Source organism: Flavivirga amylovorans (assembly GCF_030540875.1).
In the GTDB taxonomy this organism is placed as follows: domain Bacteria; phylum Bacteroidota; class Bacteroidia; order Flavobacteriales; family Flavobacteriaceae; genus Flavivirga; species Flavivirga amylovorans.
In genome coordinates this window covers 1-17,358 of sequence record NZ_JAUOEM010000011.1, presented here as the reverse complement: position 1 = coordinate 17,358, position 17,358 = coordinate 1, and the positions used below count along the sequence as shown (strand labels likewise).

The window sequence follows — 17,358 nt, the reverse complement described above, 5'->3', positions numbered from 1 at the left end:
CATTTTACCACTACTGCCTTGATACACACGTTTTTCTAAAAAAAATTGGATTTTTTTCAGGTTCACCAATCTCATACGTGGGAATCACAACTTTTCTGATCTAACTCTCGCTTTCATCGTATTGACTGACGTATTTATATTTTTTTGGACTATTATTTATTGATATTACACAGTACAACTCAATATTTTATAAAATTAATAGGTAGTCACCTAAATAGGAATAGACTTTTTTACGATAAAGATAGATTATTTTACTATTTTTAATAAAAATGCATAATGAGAAAAAAGGACAGTCTTAAAGGAGATAAAATATTAGTAATTCCCAAAAAGTAAACCAAAAACTTAAAAAAAATAAATTTACTAAGAATTTATATATAATAGACATTGTTTTTTTTCCAAATGCGAAGTATTGAAGTCATTTAAACTTTTTCCATTTACTAAAAAATTGCCCTTTTTAGTTCATTTTTGTCTTTTTTGCCTTCCGTAGCTCTGCTATGCAACTTAAAAAAGCCTTCAAATGATTCAAAAAATGATTAATTTTCGCTTAAACACAAAAAGTTTAAATCACTTCATTATTATATAGAAAGAAATCAAAATTGTTCTGAATATATTCTTATTTTTTTGCATAAAAGGAGCAGGTTGGATAGAGATCATTCGCCTATTGAACATTTGACATTTCTTAGTATACAAAAGCCTGTCATCTATTAAATTTTAGTAATCTAAGAATTAATGAAATAGCTAGAATCATAGGTTATGAAGACCCTTATTATTTTACAAGAGTGTTTAAAAACATTATGGCTAAATCGCCTTCATCATATAGACCCCAAAAAGATTAGATGAACCTGAGTTTCTATGCTAAAAACCAAATAAAAAGGCATTATTAATCTACTTTATTGCATTAAAAGACTATCGGAATCTGATTTAGTTCCGTTATTATGTTTTTCAATTTCTTAATAACCTACATCCCGGACTTCTACGAGCAGACTAACTTGGCTACTAGCTGCAATTTTGTATTATGGATAAGTAGGAAGGGAGCTGTAAACTCGACAAAACAGACTTCTCAAAATAGAGTGCTTCAACTCACGTGAACAAGGGTCAGGAATTAGATATACTATGGAAAAATTTATTGAAAAGAATAATCTTCCGGTAAGAAAAAAATGGAGCTTACATCTAACGAAGCGGAAAAACAGGCAGTAATTTCAGGGCTTGGATATTCTATTATGCCACTTATCGGAATACGAAATGAACTTAAAACAAAACGTTTACAGATTATCCCAGTAGAAGGTTTTCCTGTGAGATCTAACTGGCATATTATTTGGCTTAAAGACAAGAAATTCTCGCTTGTTGCTAATGCTTTTCTTAAATATTTAAAAAAGGAAACAAATGTAATAATCGAAAAAAAATTCGAAAGTTTATAAATAATGGTTTACTATTCTCTTGTAAGCTTATTCTTTTTTTAAATACAATATTTTATTTTAAATATCTGATTAACAGATAAATACTATTTTATCGTCATTTAAAATTATTTTTTTTTTTTAATAACACTATTATTCATCTCGATAATTCATTCTTGAATTTAACTTTCATATAAACCATTTGCATAAAATATTCTTATGCAAATCATTATAAATATAAATAAAAATATATGAATTATTTTATTGAAATTTGTGATAAATAAAAACTTTAAAAGATGAAAAAAATAATTTGTATTTCTTTGGTAGCTACTTTTATATCATGCAACATGATACCAAATGATAAGCGTATTGCAATGATCGATCAAGATTCAAAAGTTAGACAAACCCTTAATGATTTGCCTCATGATGAATTAACCGATTTTTTAACGGTAAAACAAAACACATTATCATATAATTATATTAGCACTCGAAAATTTTATAAGAAAGAAAATTCATTGATTCTTAGTTATAGATATCCGCATCTCGATGAAAATTACAATCCCATATTCAGCAATTTCAATTCTTACATAAAAAACACTTATTTAAAAACAGAAAATTCAATCCAGAAAGTGCTTGACAACGATAATTTGTCCTGTGATCCTTTGTTTATTGATGCTGAAAGAAACAGAAGAAATATTGATTATAAAATTTATACTAAAAACAATCAATTTCTAAGTATTCTGTTGCATAAAGCTAATTATTACGATCATACAGATCATAATTCTTTTATGTTTAAGGGTCTTAATTATGATGTAAAAACTGGTACATTTATTACTTATAAAGATATATTTAAGAATAACAGTGACACGTTCTTATTATCTAAACTAAATAAAGAATTACAAACACGTATTGAAGAACAAGATTCTTTTATTGATTGCTGGGAGTTGACTCAAGATAAATTTGAGGTATTCAAGAACAACTTTGTTATAAATTCAAAGTACATAAAGTTTTATTTTGATGATTGTACAATATGCCCAACATATTCTGGAAACTATTTTCTGGAAATGCAGATAGAAGAGCTATATCCCATTTTGACAGAAAAATCAAAGATGTTATTTTAAATCTTAAAATAAAAAGTTATGGTAAAAATATGCATCATCCCTAAAAATAAATCACAAAAAGATGAAATCATCGAATTCTTACTAAGAGGTAAATATCTTTTAACAGTTTTATCTATGGAAAACTGTGTATTGACTAAAATAGGCACAAAAAACCGAACAGTTAGGTTAAAAAAAATAGTAATCTCTGGAATAATTAGACACTTACAATTTAACAATCTTAATGATAGGCTTAGAGAGATGTATCGTTCTAATATGCCAATTTTATATTCGATTCCGATTATACAGATGGATCCACAGCAGTCAGATGCCATTGCAAACTATATAACTGTATTTTAAAAAGATTTATATGACCAAGCAGCCTACCAAAGATAGAAATCGAATGATACGTAATACTTTTGAATACTTAAAAATTGCCTTAGGCGTATTGTTAGCTAGCATCGGATTGAAGGCTTTTCTTTTGCCTAATGGTTTTTTGGATGGAGGCGTTACAGGAATTGCTATTTTACTCAATACACAGTTTGATGTTAATATGTCTTTAATTTTGTTACTTATTAGTATTCCATTTCTGATCTTGGCTTATTTTACGATTTCTAGATATATGTTTTTTAAATCTTTGATAAGCATCATCAGTTTAGCAGTCTTTATTCATTTTGAAAATTTTCAAGTGATCACTAATGATAAATTATTGATTTCTATATTCGGAGGGCTTTTTCTGGGATTGGGAATAGGAATTACCATAAAAAATGGTGCAGTTTTAGACGGATCTGAGATTTTAGGAATATATCTCAATAGACATTTTGGAATAAGTATTGGAAAGGTCATCTTAATTTTCAATTTTATACTCTTTGCTATTACAGCAATAATTTTTTCAAAAGAAACTGCCATGTATTCTATTTTGGCATTTTTGGTAACCGCAAAAATAACAGATCTTACTATAGAAGGATTTGAGAATTTTATTGGAGTAATGATTGTATCAAAAAAATATGAACAGGTCAAGGAAGCTATTACTTCTGAATTAAGATCAGGAATGACCGTATTTAATGGTATTTATGGATATGGAAACCAAGGAGTTAATACAAATTTTGAAGTAATTTATACTATAATAAACCGAATTGAAATTGGTAAAATAAATAAAATCATTGATCAAATTGACCCTCATGCTTTTGTTATAGAATATGATATTAACCATATTAAAGGAGGTGTTTTAAGAAGATATCTTTCTAACAAAGAGAAACATGCTTTAAAAATCTTAAAAGTTTAGCTATTTAATTAAAAACTTATAAATATGAAATTATTATCAAATAAAATACGGCTTCAAGATACCGTAAAAACACACGTTATGAGATTAAAAGTAATTTTTGTGTTAATTATAATCTTAGGGGTTTTTATTTCTTGTAAAAAAGAAACATCAGTGGAGAAACCTATTTTAAAAGACGAGACCGAACCCACCAAAGAAGTTGTTGTAAAAAGTGTCTTGACAGCAAAAGAACAAGCTTCGATGTCTTCAGAAGAGATTATTAATAGACTTCAAGAAGGAAACGAAAACTTTGTTAATAACAACTTAACTCAGAGAGATCATTCAGAGCAGAGGCGTATTGCTGCCATTGGACAATATCCAAAGGCCATTGTTTTATCATGTGTGGATAGCCGTGTACCTGTAGAGGATGTTTTTGATCTGGGAATTGGAGACATTTTTGTAGCAAGAGTTGCGGGAAATATCGAAAATAAAGAAATTATTGGATCTATGGAATTTGCCACGGTAGTTGCTGGATCTAAAGTAGTTATAGTACTTGGACATACAGCTTGTGGTGCCGTAAAACACGCCATAGATAATACAGACGCTGCCTCATTGGGACTAGACGCTCTACAAGATTTATTAAACGAGATTCGACCAGTTGTTAAGAGCAAAGAAGGCGTCATAGCGAATTCTAAGGATGAAAGCTTTACCAACCATATCATTCATCAAAATGTAAAAAAAACGATAGCAGATATTCGAGAAAAATCTCCTAAGATGAAAGAAATGGAACAAAACGACATTCTAAAAATAGTTGGTGCTGTTTATAATATGAAAACAGGAGAAGTGGAATTTTTATAATAAAAATAATAATGATATAGTATAACTCTTAGTTTTATTATATTTATGTAATCTTCAGAGAATGACCGATTTTTTTTTATTAATTAAAATTTGGCAAGTCGATTAATTCGTCCGGAAGTAATTGATCGTGCCTTTGGAGATTATACCTGCTTCTATTATTTTTTAATCATTTCAATATTTATTATCCCATCTATTTTCATATAATATCCTTCGTCACGTGCTTTAATAATCAACTCAGTAATCAATTTTCGGGATGCTTTAAGATCCTCTATCCTCATTTTCGCGTGGACTATTTTTGGATCATTTTCGTGCTTCGCATTTAAGATCTGAAGATTATGAAATTTCATTTTATCAGCTATCAGGGATAATAATACATCGGCAGAATTAACCGGGGAATAAATACCTTCAACCAATTTAATATTATTATAAATATAGTTCATTCGTTATCTTTTTGCGTAATTCTTTTTAATAAACTCATCTTGACTTTTTCTATTTCCTAAAAAATGGTCCAAATTCCTTCATATTTCGTTGTTTTTTTCATCCGTAGCGATGCTATGCCTTTCTAAAAGTGCCTAATCTGAAGAAATTTTTCCTCATTTTCGGTTAAAAATAAAAAGTCAAGATGAGTTCAATTATAAATCTAGTCTGACATGGAGTGATTATTTTTATTCACCCTGCCCAAGGGAAAAACCTCTTTTTCCATCAAACTCATAAAGATTTTCTGTTTTTATACAATCAAACCCTTTAATTTGTAGCTTAGATAAAAGTGCTATTATTTGTTCATAGTTGACAGCATGGTAAACAGGAACTGCTTTTTGTATTTCTGAATCTAAAGCTACAAATCGACACCTCCAATGATCAGTACAATAAGTCTCTTTTAAACCGTTGGGATATACTTTAACGCCACGGTTTGTAATCATTTTTAATTTTAGATTATACGAATTAATCTTAGATAAAGACTGTCCTATTTCTTTTGGGTTTGACCCCTCCCAATGAATAAAAACATCTACTCCTACTAATACCTTAGTTGTTTCTTTTCTTTTGTACTCGAAAGTTTTTATAACTCCCGACCCTTCAGTTAACTTGCTTACAGATAGTTTTTTTGGCAGGTTTCCTAATCTGGATATTACTTCATTTGCAAATTCTTCCGTAGAGACTTTCTTTTTACTAATACCTTCCTGATAAATATCTGATGTATGGTAACCTTGCTCCAGTGTTGCTAACCAGGCATTTTTAATTTTATCGGCAATCTTTATTTGCCCAATGTGAGCCAGCATCAATACGGCAGCATTAATGAGCCCTGAAGGATTTGCTATATTTTTCCCTGCAATATCAGGTGCTGAACCGTGAATTGCTTCAAACATAGCTACATTAGCACCAATATTTGCAGAACCTGCCATCCCTACTGAACCAGCTATTTCAGCTGCTATATCTGAAATAATATCTCCATATAAATTAGAAGTAACAACAACATCATAGTTTTCTGGATGTGCAGCAAGTTTTGCAGCTCCTATGTCTATAATCTGAGAGTCACTTTTAATGTCATCATAATCTAATGCTATCTCATTAAAAACTTGATGAAACAACCCATCTGTCAATTTCATGATATTATCTTTCACCATACAGGTCACTTTTTTTCTTCCATAGGCCCTCGCATATTCAAATGCATATCGAATAATTCGTTCACAACCAGGTCTTGTAATAAGTTTGAGACATTGTACCACATCTTGTGTCTGTTGATGTTCAATTCCAGCATAGAGGTCTTCCTCGTTCTCTCTTATAATTACCACATCCATATTCGGAAAGTGTGTCTTAACAAATGGGTATAAAGAACTAACAGGACGAACATTTGCATATAATCCAAGTGACTTTCTAAGTGTTACATTTAAACTTTTATATCCTTTACCTTGTGGTGTAGTTATTGGAGCTTTTAAGATAAGCTTAGTACGATTTATTACATCCCATGATTCCGATTTAATACCCGATGTATTTCCCGACAAATAAACCTGTTCTCCTAGTTCGATAAGTTCGGTCTCAATATTGGCCCCTGCTGCTTTCAGAATATCCATAGTAGCCGACATTATTTCTGGACCAATACCGTCACCTTCTGCAATGGCAACTTTTACTTTTTTATCTGTAATTTCTGCATTCGATTCTTGAACTAATAGGTTGTTTTTCATCTTTACTTTTTTTATGATTAAAGCAAAGGTCTAAATTATAAATCATAAATTTTTATTTATATATTTTATGAAATACATAAACAAAACATATAACTCATATTATTTGATTTAATTGAAGCGAAAAATAAAACTCTTTTAATAAGAACATAAAAACCTGTAAATCAAAACATCATATATTTAATATTATAATATTAATAAAATTTAGAATACTTAAAAGAGCAAAAGCTGATGGTTCTTATTTTAAATAAATTGATAAAATAGAAAAGCTAAATAAGTGGAATAACCAGATTAGTTAAATAAATAGCATCTAAAAACCACCTGTTTCACTCTATAAATAAGAGAAAATTGGTAAATAAGAATGAAGTAATATTGCTTAACTTTTTCTATTTTTGCACAGTTCATTTTGCGCACGTGGCGGAATTGGTAGACGCGCTGGCTTGAGGGGCCAGTATCCGTTTTAGGATGTGGAAGTTCGAATCTTCTCGTGCGCACAAGTATATTTTATAACCCTTCAATAATATGCATCGATTATTGAAGGGTTTTTTAAAATTAAATGTCTACAAATAAACGCTCAAAGGGTTTTCTAACTTTTAATCTAAACCGTGCTACATCTTCTGCAGACCTATACCCTACCTTGGCTAATACAGGTTCACTAAGACCTTTCTCTTCAAGATTCAAAATCTCGTTGTACAGTTCAGGTTCAAAACCTCTATAGGACAAGCATCAATTTTTAATTCTGCACAAGCCATCTATAAATTTGATAGTGCTAAATTATGTTTGATTTTTTGACCAAGACTACCATTCCATATCGTTTTTTTTCGATAGACTGTCTTTCATGAAATATAAAAACATTTATAGTATCTACTGGTTAGTGTCTCTTTTCATTATAATCCTTTCCTTTTGTATCTTAGCTATCATAGGCAGATTTTATATAGAGAATGGATTTCAAACCAAAATTTACTGATTTCAGGAAGAAAGTTGAAGAGAGTTTTCAAAGGCAACAGTTCATGACATTAATCAATGCTAAATTGATTGATGTAAAACCCGGATATTGCGAAATTCAAATACCATATGATGTAACGCTAACACAACAACATGGTTTTTTTCATGCTGGTATAATAAGTACCATAGCAGATAATGCTGCTGGTTATGCTAGTTTTTCATTAATGGAAGAAGATTCTTCCGTGTTAACTGTTGAATTTAAATTAAATCTTATGTCTCCTGGAGATGGAGACCTCTTAATCGCTAAAGCTAACGTTTTAAAAAACGGACGTACATTAACCATTTGTAGATCTGAGGTTTTTATAAGAAAAAATGATAAAGAAAAGCTTTGTGCAGCTTCGCAAACTACTTTAATTGAATTAAAAAACAAACCAGACAAATAATTAATGTCACGTTTTTATTGTTCAATTTGTCACTTCAATAGAACTCAAAAAATTTACAATTGAAAAACTGTCAAAACTTATTATTTCCTTACGCTCATAATATTTTAGGATCTGTTGAAGATGTGAAAGACGCCATCCAGGATGTTTTAACGAAACATCTTTCTACTAAAAAGAATCATATAGAAAATGATATTGGGCATTTAATCAAATAGGTCAAACCAATCTAATAATATTAAAAAGAGGACTAGTAAAATTAAAGTGTACTCAATATGGCTCCCTGAACCTTTATCTACATAAAAAGCAGATTAGTAATAATGATTTGAATTTCATGCCATTAATTACTAGTATATTTTTGGTTAAACAGCATCAATAATTGCATACACCTCCCCATACTTTATACCTAAATATCAATAGTTTTATAGTTTTTTTACGTTTTATCGATTTATTTATGTAATTTTGTTTAACTAAAATAAAAAAACAATGAACAACATTAAGGTTAACTTTAGTATTAAAGACTTAGAAAACCTTACAGGGATCAAAGCTCACACTATACGTATTTGGGAAAAGCGTTATGATTTATTACGCCCAAATCGATCGGACACGAACATAAGAAACTATAGTTTAGCTAGCTTTCAAAAATTGCTAAACATATCGTACTTAAATAATAATGGCTTAAAAATATCAAAAATTGCTAACCTCAAAGAAGAAGAAATTCCTATTAAAGTTAGAGAAATAGCCTCTAGAGCTAAAGTTGAAGATCATGCCATCAATGCTCTCAAAATGGCAATGATAAACTTTGATCAAGTGTTATTCTACAGTACCTATAATAATTTACTAGAAACTAAATCTTTTAGTGAAATTTTCTATACGGTTTTTTTACCACTATTAAATGAAATTGGGGTTTTATGGCAAACCAACACTATTACGCCTGCCCATGAACATTTTTTATCCATTCATATTAAACAAAAGATTCTTTTAAATACTGAAAGGCTACAAATTTTAGAGCCTAAACCTGTTTCTAAAACGTATGTGTTGTTTTTACCAGATAATGAAATTCATGATATTGGACTTCTATTCATTAATTATCAATTAAGAAGCAAAGGATATCATACTATTTTTCTTGGAGAAAGTGTTCCAATGGAAAGTCTTACAGATTTATTAGACTTTTTTGAAGAAATTACTTTTATTTCTTATTTCACCGTTTATCCTCCTGAACAAGAGATTCCAGATTATATTAACAAATTTAATGAGACCTTACTAAAAAGAGAAAGCACAAAACTTTTATTACTAGGAAAAAAGGTATCAGAGTATAACGTTTCTAACCTTCCCAAAAAAATAAGTATCTTCAATTCGATTGAAAGTTTGGTTAATGATTTATAAATATTTTTATTTTGTTTAACTTTTAACTATATTTGTTAAACAATATGAAATCAACTGTAAATATAATAGGTTCTGGATTTTCGTCTTTAGCTGCTTCATGCTACTTAGCAAAAGCAGGATACGATGTAACAATTTTTGAAAAGAACAAAACCATTGGAGGTCGGGCTAGACAACTTATAAAAGAGGGCTTTACTTTTGATATTGGTCCAACCTGGTATTGGATGCCAGACGTGTTTGAGCGTTTTTTTTCAGACTTCAATAAATCTCCTGAAGATTATTATTCCTTAGAAAAACTAAACCCCGCTTACAGTGTTTATTTTGGTAAAGATGACCAAATAACCATAGAAGATACCCTAGAAAAAATAACTATTGCTTTTGAAAATGAAGAACCAGGAAGCTCTAAAAAGCTTAAAAAGTTCATTAATCAAGCAAAGAGCAATTACGATATAGCTATTAAAGATTTGGTCTATAATCCAGGAGTCTCACCTTTAGAATTAGTAACCTTTTCAACTATTAAGAAATTTGATCAATTTTTCAGTAATATAAAAAGGGATGTTAGAAAAGAATTTAAAAGTGATAAACTTATTAAGATTCTTGAATTTCCTGTTTTGTTTTTAGGAGCAAAACCAAGTGATACGCCTTCTTTTTACAGTTTTATGAATTATGCTGATTTTGGACTGGGTACATTTCACCCTAAAAAAGGTATGTATGAAGTGATTTTAGCCATGGAAAAATTGGCAAAAGAATTAGGCGTTACTATTAAGACAGATGCTCCAATAGAAAAAATTGTTGTAGAAAATGGGGAGTATAAAGGCCTTATTTCAAATGGAAAAACATATACGTCTAACATTGTTGTAAGTGGTGCCGATTACCATCATACCGAAACCCTTTTAGAAAAGCCATACAGACAATATTCTGAAAATTATTGGACCAAAAAAACATTTGCACCATCCTCGCTCCTATTTTATATCGGATTTGATAAAAAATTGAAAAACGTAAACCATCATACCTTGTTTTTTGATGTAGATTTTGATATTCATGCCGAAGCCATTTATGACGATCCGAAGTGGCCAGAAAACCCATTATTTTATGCTAGTTTCCCAAGTAAAACAGATATAAACTCTGCTCCAGAAGGAAAAGAGGCGGGTATTTTTTTAATTCCTTTGGCTCCAGGATTAGAAGATACTCCAGAGTTAAGAGAAGCTTATTTTGATAAAATAATGAGTCGTTTTGAAAGTTTAACCTCTCAAAATGTAAAAAAACATGTTATATTTAAAGAAAGTTTTTGTATTAACGATTTTATTAATGATTACAATTCGTATAAAGGAAATGCATACGGAATGGCAAATACATTAACGCAAACCGCTTTTTTAAGACCAAAATTAAAAAGTAAAAAAGTAAAAAATTTATTTTTTACTGGCCAATTAACAGTTCCTGGACCTGGCGTTCCTCCTTCGTTAATTTCGGGGAAATTAGTAGCAGATTTAGTAACAAAACACCATAATTAATTATGAAATTACTATTTGATACAGTCTCTTATAATTGTAGCAAACTTGTCACTAAGACCTATAGCACGTCTTTTTCGTTAGCGACAAAAATGCTTTCTAAATCTATTAGAATGGATATTTATAACATCTATGGCTTTGTTCGTTTCGCTGATGAGATTGTTGATTCTTTTCATGATTACAATAAAGAGCATTTATTTAATAAATTTTCTGAAGATTTAGAACTTGCATTAAAAGATAAAATTAGCTTAAACCCTATACTCAATTCTTTTCAACATACATTTCATAAATATAGTTTAGATAAAAATTTAGTAGATGCTTTTATGAAAAGTATGCGCATGGACTTGCACAAAACAAAATATCTTACAGAAGAAGAATTCAAAGCTTATATTTATGGATCTGCCGATGTAGTAGGACTTATGTGCTTAAAAGTATTTGTAAAAGGAGACCATGTTAAGTATGAAACGCTTAAAGATACTGCCATGTCCTTAGGCTCTGCTTTTCAAAAAGTAAACTTTTTAAGAGACTTAAAAACTGACCATGATGATTTAAACAGAACTTATTTTCCTAAAACAGATCTAAACAATTTAGATGAAGCTTCTAAACAAAGCATTATAGATGATATTGAAGCAGATTTTGCAAAAGGTTTAAGTGGTATTAAAAAACTACCAATAGAAGCCAAATTTGGTGTTTTTATGGCATACAGGTACTATCACCAACTATTAAAGAAGCTAAAAAAGACACCAGCTCTTCAAATAAAAAATACCAGAATACGAGTTTCTAATCCTAAAAAAATAGAAATCTTAATGCGCAGTTATGTAAAATATCAATTAAATTTAATGTAATTTTATAGGATGCATACAGTATTTTGGATATTGATTTTTTTAGGAACTTATTGCTTTATGGAGTTTATGGCTTGGTTTACGCATAAATATGTGATGCATGGTTTTTTATGGTCTTTACACAAGGATCATCACCAAAAAGATCACGAGAGTTGGTTTGAGCGTAACGATGCTTTCTTCATATTTTATGCTGTAGTTAGCATTGTTTTTTTCTTACTATGGAAATATACAAGTTTTTGGGCTGGTTTACCAATAGGTATAGGCATATTTGCTTATGGTCTATCTTATTTTATGGTACATGATATTTTTATACATCAACGTTTTAAATTATTTAGAAATGCCAATAATTGGTATGCTAAAGGCGTAAGACGTGCTCATAAAATACATCATAAACATTTGGGTAAAAAAGATGGAGAATGTTTTGGAATGTTATTTGTCCCCTTTAAATACTTTAAAAAATAACAGATGGATTATTTATATCTGCTATTAAACTTGGGATCTTTATCAATTCCCTTTTTGTTTAGTTTTCATCCTAAATTAAAATTTTACAAGCGCTGGAAATCTTTACTCATAGGCCTCTTAATAAGTATGGCTATATTTATTCCCTGGGATATTATTTTTACAATAAATGGTATTTGGGGATTTAATCAAGATTATTTTTTAGGTTTCAAATTGTTTTCTTTACCTATAGAAGAATGGCTCTTTTTTATATGCATACCTTATGCATGTACTTTCACACATTTTGCATTATTATATTATTTTCCAAATTTGAAATTATCGCGAGCTACGACTAAAACTATTAGCTACTTGCTCATATTTCTGCTAGTAATCCTTTCCGTTTATAATAGTAGCAAATGGTATACATTTATAAATTTTGTATTAGCAACTATTTTAATTGCCTTTGTTATAAAAAGGAATCCTAATTTATTAAGTAACTTCTACTTAACATTTTTAGTCATGCTTATCCCTTTTTTCATAGTAAATGGGGTATTGACTGGTAGTTTTATTACAGACGAAGTTGTTTGGTATAATAATTCAGAAAATTTGAATATTAGGTTGTTTACAATTCCAATTGAAGATACCGTATATGCTTTTACGCTTATTCTTATGAATTTATTTATCATGACCCATTATGAATCCAAAAGAAAACGTGCTAATTCAATAAATCATCAATAGTTTTTCTAACGGTATCACTATTCCAATTCGCAGCGCCATTTTTATCAATTATAATATCTCCTTCTGTATTTATTAAAAACGTTCGTGGAATACTAGTAATATCAAAAGATTCTGGATACTTGGTTAATGGGTTATACACTTTAAAAGTATAACTGTTTTTATTTAAAAATGGATCGATTACAGCGTGATCTTCATTAGAAACAAAAACAAATTCTACGCGATCTTTATAATCATTATAAAGCGCTTGCATACTGGGCATTTCCGCAATGCATGGCGGACACCACGTTGCCCAAAAATTCACTAAAACAACACGTCCTTTTACTTCTTCAAAATCTAAATTTCCACCTTGATTATCTTTAAGCATCCAATCATAGTTTACTAAACTTGTTTGTTTCTCTTGACTGATTACTGATGGACTAAAAAGTGCCAGCCCTTTATGCAAAAGTATTTGTATAGGTTGTCGGGTTTGTGGAATAATTAAAACGGCAATTACAACTAGATACACAATATTCTTTAAACTAATTTTTTTTCTTCTTAACATATATATAAATTAAAAGGCATAGTTTCTATGTCGAAACTATGCCTGAAATCTAACAAAAGTATAAAATTAATTAACTTATCTAATAGCCCATCCTGTTGGAAATGAAGCTGAGCTATATGTAAGATCGTGAGTAGCCGGAGCTGTATCTTGACCTATAGTACCAACTAAAGGTTTTAGAGTAAAAGGTGCAGGAGAATTATCTGGATCTGGTTCTACAGAAATAACAGCCGTAAGACCTCTTACATCTAATGGAAATGTAAATCCAGCAGGTTCATTGTTGAAGAAATCCTCTCCTGGTACTGGAGGTCCAGCATTATTTTCTGTTCCACTAAAATCATTAGAATCATCTACAGCTGTAAAGCTCGTAAACGTTCCTGTTGTTAATGGCCCAACACCATCTACAACAACCCATCCTTCATATTTCCATCCAGCAGGCAAAACAGGTAATCCTAGACCAGCTGTTGGAGGGCCTGTCATTTGTGGTGTTCCAAACCAAATACCGTTTTCATCATTACCGTTATTACCACTTCCTGGCACTTCATCTGTTGGGGTTCTTAGAAAAGCTTTTCCCCAAGAGGCACTAAAATCACCTACAACAGCTGTATTAACAGGTGCTCTATCTCCTGAAAAATCACCTACTAAAATTTTTGTATCTGCTGGTGTTGCTGCAGCTGTTCCAGTTTCTCCTGCTGGTTCAATTGATAATACAAATCTTGTTGCATTTTCTAATTGAGTAGCATCTACTGTAAAAGATTGTGGGAATGTAACCGAGCTAAACGTTCCTGTTGAAACTGGTGCGCCGTCTACGATTATCCAGCCTTCGTAAACATAATCGCTACCTAATGCTTCTAAACCATTCAAATCTAAACTTAAACTGGCAGTCGATGGTGCATTATCATCATCGTTGCTACAAGAACTAGCCAATAATCCTATTGCTAATACTGTAACTATAAACATTTTCTTAATCATTGTGTTTTTTTTAAAGTTTTTAATACTTCAAAATTAAAGCACACAGATTTTATAAAATGTTAGCCATCTAACATTAAGCAATATTTTTATGGATTCTTATTTCTTTTCTAGTAAATTGAATTACTTTTTCCTCCTTTAATTCGTTTAAAAGTATATTTAATGTAGGCCTAGAAGTACCAATTAAAGAAGCTATATCTTTTTGTGTATATGGATGATGAATCACTTTATCTCCCGTTTTTTCACAATCGTATCCATAATCAGAACATAACTCATCTAAAAATTCTATAAGACGTGTTTTGGTATCTTTAAATAGTAATAACTGCAATCGTCGTTCTAATTTTTTTAATTTAAAACCAATTACTTTATACACTTTAAAACTGAAGGTCTGATTGTTTCGCATTAAATCATGCATAGTATCTACACCTATAGGGCAAATACTTGTAGTATTGTCAATCGATTGGGCGAATTCTTCTCGCTTAGATTCTCCAAGAATAGCCGTTTCACCAAATAGCTCGCCACGAGTTAAAATAGCTTTAACAACTTCGTCTCCTTCTTCGCTGTAATATCCTATTTTAACTTTTCCCTTTTCTATAAGATATACTTTGTTTGCAGAGTCTTCTTCAAAGTATATATAGTCTTTCTTTTTGTAAGCATCAAAATCGTGATTTGATTTGTAAGCTTTAAATTTGTGGGGACAAAGCACCTTGAAAAGATTGACATCATCAAAAAACCAAAGTGATTTCATTATTTTATTCTTTTTGTTATCTCGGTTACAGTCGAAAGAGACTAAAAAAGCTTACAGATAAGTATAAAAAAACCTCCAAATTGGAGGTTTAAAATGTTATTCTTCTTCGTCTGATACTGTTTCGGGTTCTTCTTCAGAATCTGAAAAGTCCAACATATCGTGTTTTTGTAATAAATTATACCATTGTATTATTTTTTTAATATCACTTGCATATACCCTATCTTCATCATAATCTGGTAACACATTAAAGAAGTATTCTTCTAATTTGTCTTTACTATCTTTCGGCTTTACAGAAGCTTGTTCGCCATTTTCTTTTTCCTTAATACTTTTAAGAACTTGCTTTAATGGTATTTCTTCTGTTAAAGTGTAGATTGCAATTTCACTTAAAATGCTAATATTGTTTTGTACACTTACAGAAATACGCTTATTGTCTATTAACGACTCTGCAACAAAACCTCCTCGTGTTTGCGCTATTAATTTATATAATCCTGGTTTTCCACCAATTGATAGTACTTTATCTAAACTCATAATTATTTATTAAAAGAGAGGAGCAAATATCTGCTGTTTATTAATTGCTTGCAAATATTATCGCTTCTTTTTTTGATCGGGAAAACGCATTCTATAATCAACACTAATCTTCCCTTTAGATATGTTAGTAAGCCTTCCCTTTATTAATCGTTTTTTTAAACTAGACAGTTTATCTGTAAATAAAACACCCTCAATATGATCATATTCATGTTGTATAACTCTGGCTATCAATCCATCAAAAACTTCTGTGTGCGGCTTAAAATTTTCATCTACATACTCAACAGTTATTTTTGGCTTTCTAAAAACATCTTCTCTAACATCTGGAATGCTTAAGCAACCTTCATTAAAAGCCCATTCATCCCCTTCTTCCTTGGTTATTTTGGCATTAATAAAAACGCGTTTAAAGCCTTTCAATACCTTTTGTTCTTCCTCAGTTAAATCTTCATCTTCAGCAAAAGGTGTCGTATCAACCAAAAATAATCTAATTGGTAACCCTATTTGAGGAGCTGCTAAACCAACACCATAGGCATTATACATAGTTTCAAACATATTATCTAAAAGCGTGTCAAGTTTTGGATACTCTTTCGTTATGTCCTTTCCTTTCTTTTTTAAGACTGGGTCGCCATAGGCTACTATTGGTAAAATCATTATTTGCTCAGTGTTTTATATTTGCAAAAATACTAATACTATAATTTACTGGTATAATTTATATAAGATTTATTCTAAATGAAGCCTACTTACTTGGAATACAAATAACTTTGTAAAATAAGTGTGGCGCTAATTTCGTCTATTAATGCTTTATTTTTTCGCTGATTCTTTTTTAAACCACTATCAATCATCGTTTGAAAAGCCATTTTAGAAGTAAATCGCTCATCAACTCTCTTAACTGGTATATTAGGGAATTCCTTTTTTAAATTCTCTATAAATGGAAGAATGTGAATTTCACTTTCCGAAACGGTATTATCCATTTGTTTTGGTTCTCCTACTAAAAACAATTCAACCTGTTCTTTAGTAGAATAGTCTTTTAAAAACTTTAAAAGTTCTTTTGTATTAACAGTAGTAAGCCCAGAGGCTATAATTTGTAACTCATCTGTTACCGCTATACCAGTTCTCTTAGTACCATAATCTATTGCTAAAATGCGTCCCATATATCTATTTTGTACAAAAATAGTTTATTAAACCCGTATTAAGCATTAGAAAATCTATTACAGATTAAAACTACTGCAAAATCTAACGTTTTACTGTATTTTTTAATTTGACCATAGCGGTGCTATGCTGAAATTAATAATATATAGATTTTATTGCATTTTCAACCTTCATGCCAAAGTTCTAATACATAATCTGGGTTAAAACAAAAAAGGCTGTCTTTTCAGATAGTAGTGGTCGGAAGAAATTCTGACCACTTTTTTTATGTTTCTTTTTTAAAAATCATATTGGGATCACCTCCAGTATGAGTTATAATTATTGCAATTGCAAGGTTCCTAATTTCCATTTTCA

At 30.3% G+C, this 17,358-nt stretch carries 21 protein-coding genes, 1 tRNA gene and 1 pseudogene; 14 read left to right on the top strand and 9 right to left on the bottom strand.

The genetic code is table 11. From position 1 onward, the window contains the following. Positions 1-701: 701 nt before the first annotated feature. From Q4Q39_RS20660 to Q4Q39_RS20190, 6 genes and pseudogenes are all read left to right on the top strand, one after another. A pseudogene (locus tag Q4Q39_RS20660) lies at positions 702-836 on the top strand (AraC family transcriptional regulator); the annotation flags it as partial. Positions 837-1,157: 321 nt separating this feature from the next. Then, positions 1,158-1,418, top strand: coding sequence for a LysR substrate-binding domain-containing protein (locus Q4Q39_RS20210; protein WP_345075355.1), 261 nt, complete (start codon positions 1,158-1,160; stop codon positions 1,416-1,418). Between the two features lie 272 nt (positions 1,419-1,690). Continuing rightward, positions 1,691-2,515 (top strand): RsiV family protein, encoded by an 825-nt coding sequence (locus Q4Q39_RS20205; protein WP_303284408.1) that lies wholly within the window; start codon positions 1,691-1,693, stop codon positions 2,513-2,515. 18 nt (positions 2,516-2,533) lie between these two features. Continuing rightward, positions 2,534-2,851, top strand: a complete 318-nt coding sequence (locus Q4Q39_RS20200) for a hypothetical protein (protein WP_303284407.1) — start codon at positions 2,534-2,536, stop codon at positions 2,849-2,851. Between the two features lie 10 nt (positions 2,852-2,861). Next, entirely contained in the window at positions 2,862-3,776 is a 915-nt protein-coding gene (locus tag Q4Q39_RS20195; protein ID WP_303284406.1) for a YitT family protein, read from the top strand. Between the two features lie 24 nt (positions 3,777-3,800). Then, positions 3,801-4,610 carry a carbonic anhydrase family protein gene (locus Q4Q39_RS20190; RefSeq protein WP_303284405.1) on the top strand — a complete coding sequence of 270 codons (810 nt, stop codon included), beginning with the start codon at positions 3,801-3,803 and terminating at the stop codon, positions 4,608-4,610. Positions 4,611-4,765: 155 nt separating this feature from the next. Here Q4Q39_RS20190 and Q4Q39_RS20185 read toward each other — a convergent pair whose 3' ends face one another. Beyond that, positions 4,766-5,050: a hypothetical protein gene (locus tag Q4Q39_RS20185; RefSeq protein WP_303284404.1), complete on the bottom strand. Its 285-nt coding sequence runs from the start codon at positions 5,048-5,050 to the stop codon at positions 4,766-4,768. 225 nt (positions 5,051-5,275) lie between these two features. After that, on the bottom strand, positions 5,276-6,790 hold the full coding sequence (locus Q4Q39_RS20180; protein WP_303284402.1) for an NADP-dependent isocitrate dehydrogenase: 1,515 nt from the start codon (positions 6,788-6,790) through the stop codon (positions 5,276-5,278). A gap of 405 nt (positions 6,791-7,195) precedes the next feature. On the opposite strand from Q4Q39_RS20180, the gene Q4Q39_RS20175 reads away from it, so the two are divergent. Further along, a tRNA-Leu gene (locus Q4Q39_RS20175) sits at positions 7,196-7,281 on the top strand. Between the two features lie 58 nt (positions 7,282-7,339). Here Q4Q39_RS20175 and Q4Q39_RS20170 read toward each other — a convergent pair. Beyond that, complete coding sequence (locus tag Q4Q39_RS20170; protein ID WP_303284401.1) at positions 7,340-7,510, bottom strand: nitroreductase family protein; 171 nt, start codon at positions 7,508-7,510, stop codon at positions 7,340-7,342. Positions 7,511-7,797: 287 nt separating this feature from the next. Here Q4Q39_RS20170 and Q4Q39_RS20165 point away from each other — a divergent pair, with 287 nt between their 5' ends. The 7 genes from Q4Q39_RS20165 (at position 7,798) to Q4Q39_RS20135 (ending at position 13,078) form a co-directional block, all read left to right on the top strand. Further along, a complete protein-coding gene (locus Q4Q39_RS20165) occupies positions 7,798-8,175 on the top strand; it encodes a PaaI family thioesterase (protein ID WP_303284400.1) in 378 nt (125 codons plus the stop codon). Between the two features lie 59 nt (positions 8,176-8,234). Then, positions 8,235-8,387, top strand: a complete 153-nt coding sequence (locus Q4Q39_RS20160) for a hypothetical protein (protein ID WP_303284399.1) — start codon at positions 8,235-8,237, stop codon at positions 8,385-8,387. Between the two features lie 268 nt (positions 8,388-8,655). Then, positions 8,656-9,555, top strand: a complete 900-nt coding sequence (locus Q4Q39_RS20155; RefSeq protein WP_303284398.1) for a MerR family transcriptional regulator — start codon at positions 8,656-8,658, stop codon at positions 9,553-9,555. A 44-nt stretch (positions 9,556-9,599) separates the two neighbouring features. After that, positions 9,600-11,063 carry a bifunctional phytoene desaturase/3,4-desaturase gene (crtID, locus tag Q4Q39_RS20150; protein WP_303284397.1) on the top strand — a complete coding sequence of 488 codons (1,464 nt, stop codon included), beginning with the start codon at positions 9,600-9,602 and terminating at the stop codon, positions 11,061-11,063. Positions 11,064-11,065: 2 nt separating this feature from the next. Next, positions 11,066-11,905, top strand: a complete 840-nt coding sequence (locus Q4Q39_RS20145) for a phytoene/squalene synthase family protein (protein WP_303284396.1) — start codon at positions 11,066-11,068, stop codon at positions 11,903-11,905. Positions 11,906-11,914: 9 nt separating this feature from the next. Further along, positions 11,915-12,364 (top strand): sterol desaturase family protein, encoded by a 450-nt coding sequence (locus tag Q4Q39_RS20140; RefSeq protein WP_303284394.1) that lies wholly within the window; start codon positions 11,915-11,917, stop codon positions 12,362-12,364. Positions 12,365-12,367: 3 nt separating this feature from the next. Next, complete coding sequence (locus Q4Q39_RS20135) at positions 12,368-13,078, top strand: lycopene cyclase domain-containing protein (protein ID WP_303284393.1); 711 nt, start codon at positions 12,368-12,370, stop codon at positions 13,076-13,078. Here Q4Q39_RS20135 and Q4Q39_RS20130 read toward each other — a convergent pair. The 6 genes from Q4Q39_RS20130 to ruvX form a co-directional block, all read right to left on the bottom strand. Then, a complete protein-coding gene (locus Q4Q39_RS20130; protein ID WP_303284392.1) occupies positions 13,056-13,619 on the bottom strand; it encodes a TlpA family protein disulfide reductase in 564 nt (187 codons plus the stop codon). The two genes, Q4Q39_RS20135 and Q4Q39_RS20130, sit on opposite strands and share 23 nt — an antisense overlap. A gap of 75 nt (positions 13,620-13,694) precedes the next feature. Beyond that, positions 13,695-14,588 (bottom strand): anti-sigma factor, encoded by an 894-nt coding sequence (locus Q4Q39_RS20125; protein WP_303284391.1) that lies wholly within the window; start codon positions 14,586-14,588, stop codon positions 13,695-13,697. 73 nt (positions 14,589-14,661) lie between these two features. Beyond that, positions 14,662-15,333, bottom strand: a complete 672-nt coding sequence (locus tag Q4Q39_RS20120) for a Crp/Fnr family transcriptional regulator (protein ID WP_303284390.1) — start codon at positions 15,331-15,333, stop codon at positions 14,662-14,664. Positions 15,334-15,429: 96 nt separating this feature from the next. After that, positions 15,430-15,861, bottom strand: a complete 432-nt coding sequence (locus Q4Q39_RS20115; RefSeq protein WP_303284389.1) for a DUF5606 family protein — start codon at positions 15,859-15,861, stop codon at positions 15,430-15,432. 57 nt (positions 15,862-15,918) lie between these two features. After that, positions 15,919-16,509 (bottom strand): peptide deformylase, encoded by a 591-nt coding sequence (gene def, locus Q4Q39_RS20110; RefSeq protein ID WP_303284387.1) that lies wholly within the window; start codon positions 16,507-16,509, stop codon positions 15,919-15,921. Positions 16,510-16,598: 89 nt separating this feature from the next. Beyond that, positions 16,599-17,009 (bottom strand): Holliday junction resolvase RuvX, encoded by a 411-nt coding sequence (ruvX, locus tag Q4Q39_RS20105; protein WP_303284386.1) that lies wholly within the window; start codon positions 17,007-17,009, stop codon positions 16,599-16,601. Between the last annotated feature and the right edge of the window lie 349 nt (positions 17,010-17,358).

What these genes read in the sequence shown, in the direction of transcription:
- Q4Q39_RS20210 (WP_345075355.1), top strand. Translation starts at nt 1,158, where the DNA reads ATGGAGCTTACATCTAACGAAGCGGAAAAACAGGCAGTAATTTCAGGG.
- Q4Q39_RS20205 (WP_303284408.1), top strand. Translation starts at nt 1,691, where the DNA reads ATGAAAAAAATAATTTGTATTTCTTTGGTAGCTACTTTTATATCATGC.
- Q4Q39_RS20200 (WP_303284407.1), top strand. Translation starts at nt 2,534, where the DNA reads ATGGTAAAAATATGCATCATCCCTAAAAATAAATCACAAAAAGATGAA.
- Q4Q39_RS20195 (WP_303284406.1), top strand. Translation starts at nt 2,862, where the DNA reads ATGACCAAGCAGCCTACCAAAGATAGAAATCGAATGATACGTAATACT.
- Q4Q39_RS20190 (WP_303284405.1), top strand. Translation starts at nt 3,801, where the DNA reads ATGAAATTATTATCAAATAAAATACGGCTTCAAGATACCGTAAAAACA.
- Q4Q39_RS20185 (WP_303284404.1), bottom strand. Translation starts at nt 5,050, where the DNA reads ATGAACTATATTTATAATAATATTAAATTGGTTGAAGGTATTTATTCC.
- Q4Q39_RS20180 (WP_303284402.1), bottom strand. Translation starts at nt 6,790, where the DNA reads ATGAAAAACAACCTATTAGTTCAAGAATCGAATGCAGAAATTACAGAT.
- Q4Q39_RS20165 (WP_303284400.1), top strand. Translation starts at nt 7,798, where the DNA reads ATGACATTAATCAATGCTAAATTGATTGATGTAAAACCCGGATATTGC.
- Q4Q39_RS20155 (WP_303284398.1), top strand. Translation starts at nt 8,656, where the DNA reads ATGAACAACATTAAGGTTAACTTTAGTATTAAAGACTTAGAAAACCTT.
- crtID (WP_303284397.1), top strand. Translation starts at nt 9,600, where the DNA reads ATGAAATCAACTGTAAATATAATAGGTTCTGGATTTTCGTCTTTAGCT.
- Q4Q39_RS20145 (WP_303284396.1), top strand. Translation starts at nt 11,066, where the DNA reads ATGAAATTACTATTTGATACAGTCTCTTATAATTGTAGCAAACTTGTC.
- Q4Q39_RS20140 (WP_303284394.1), top strand. Translation starts at nt 11,915, where the DNA reads ATGCATACAGTATTTTGGATATTGATTTTTTTAGGAACTTATTGCTTT.
- Q4Q39_RS20135 (WP_303284393.1), top strand. Translation starts at nt 12,368, where the DNA reads ATGGATTATTTATATCTGCTATTAAACTTGGGATCTTTATCAATTCCC.
- Q4Q39_RS20130 (WP_303284392.1), bottom strand. Translation starts at nt 13,619, where the DNA reads ATGTTAAGAAGAAAAAAAATTAGTTTAAAGAATATTGTGTATCTAGTT.
- Q4Q39_RS20125 (WP_303284391.1), bottom strand. Translation starts at nt 14,588, where the DNA reads ATGATTAAGAAAATGTTTATAGTTACAGTATTAGCAATAGGATTATTG.
- Q4Q39_RS20120 (WP_303284390.1), bottom strand. Translation starts at nt 15,333, where the DNA reads ATGAAATCACTTTGGTTTTTTGATGATGTCAATCTTTTCAAGGTGCTT.
- Q4Q39_RS20115 (WP_303284389.1), bottom strand. Translation starts at nt 15,861, where the DNA reads ATGAGTTTAGATAAAGTACTATCAATTGGTGGAAAACCAGGATTATAT.
- def (WP_303284387.1), bottom strand. Translation starts at nt 16,509, where the DNA reads ATGATTTTACCAATAGTAGCCTATGGCGACCCAGTCTTAAAAAAGAAA.
- ruvX (WP_303284386.1), bottom strand. Translation starts at nt 17,009, where the DNA reads ATGGGACGCATTTTAGCAATAGATTATGGTACTAAGAGAACTGGTATA.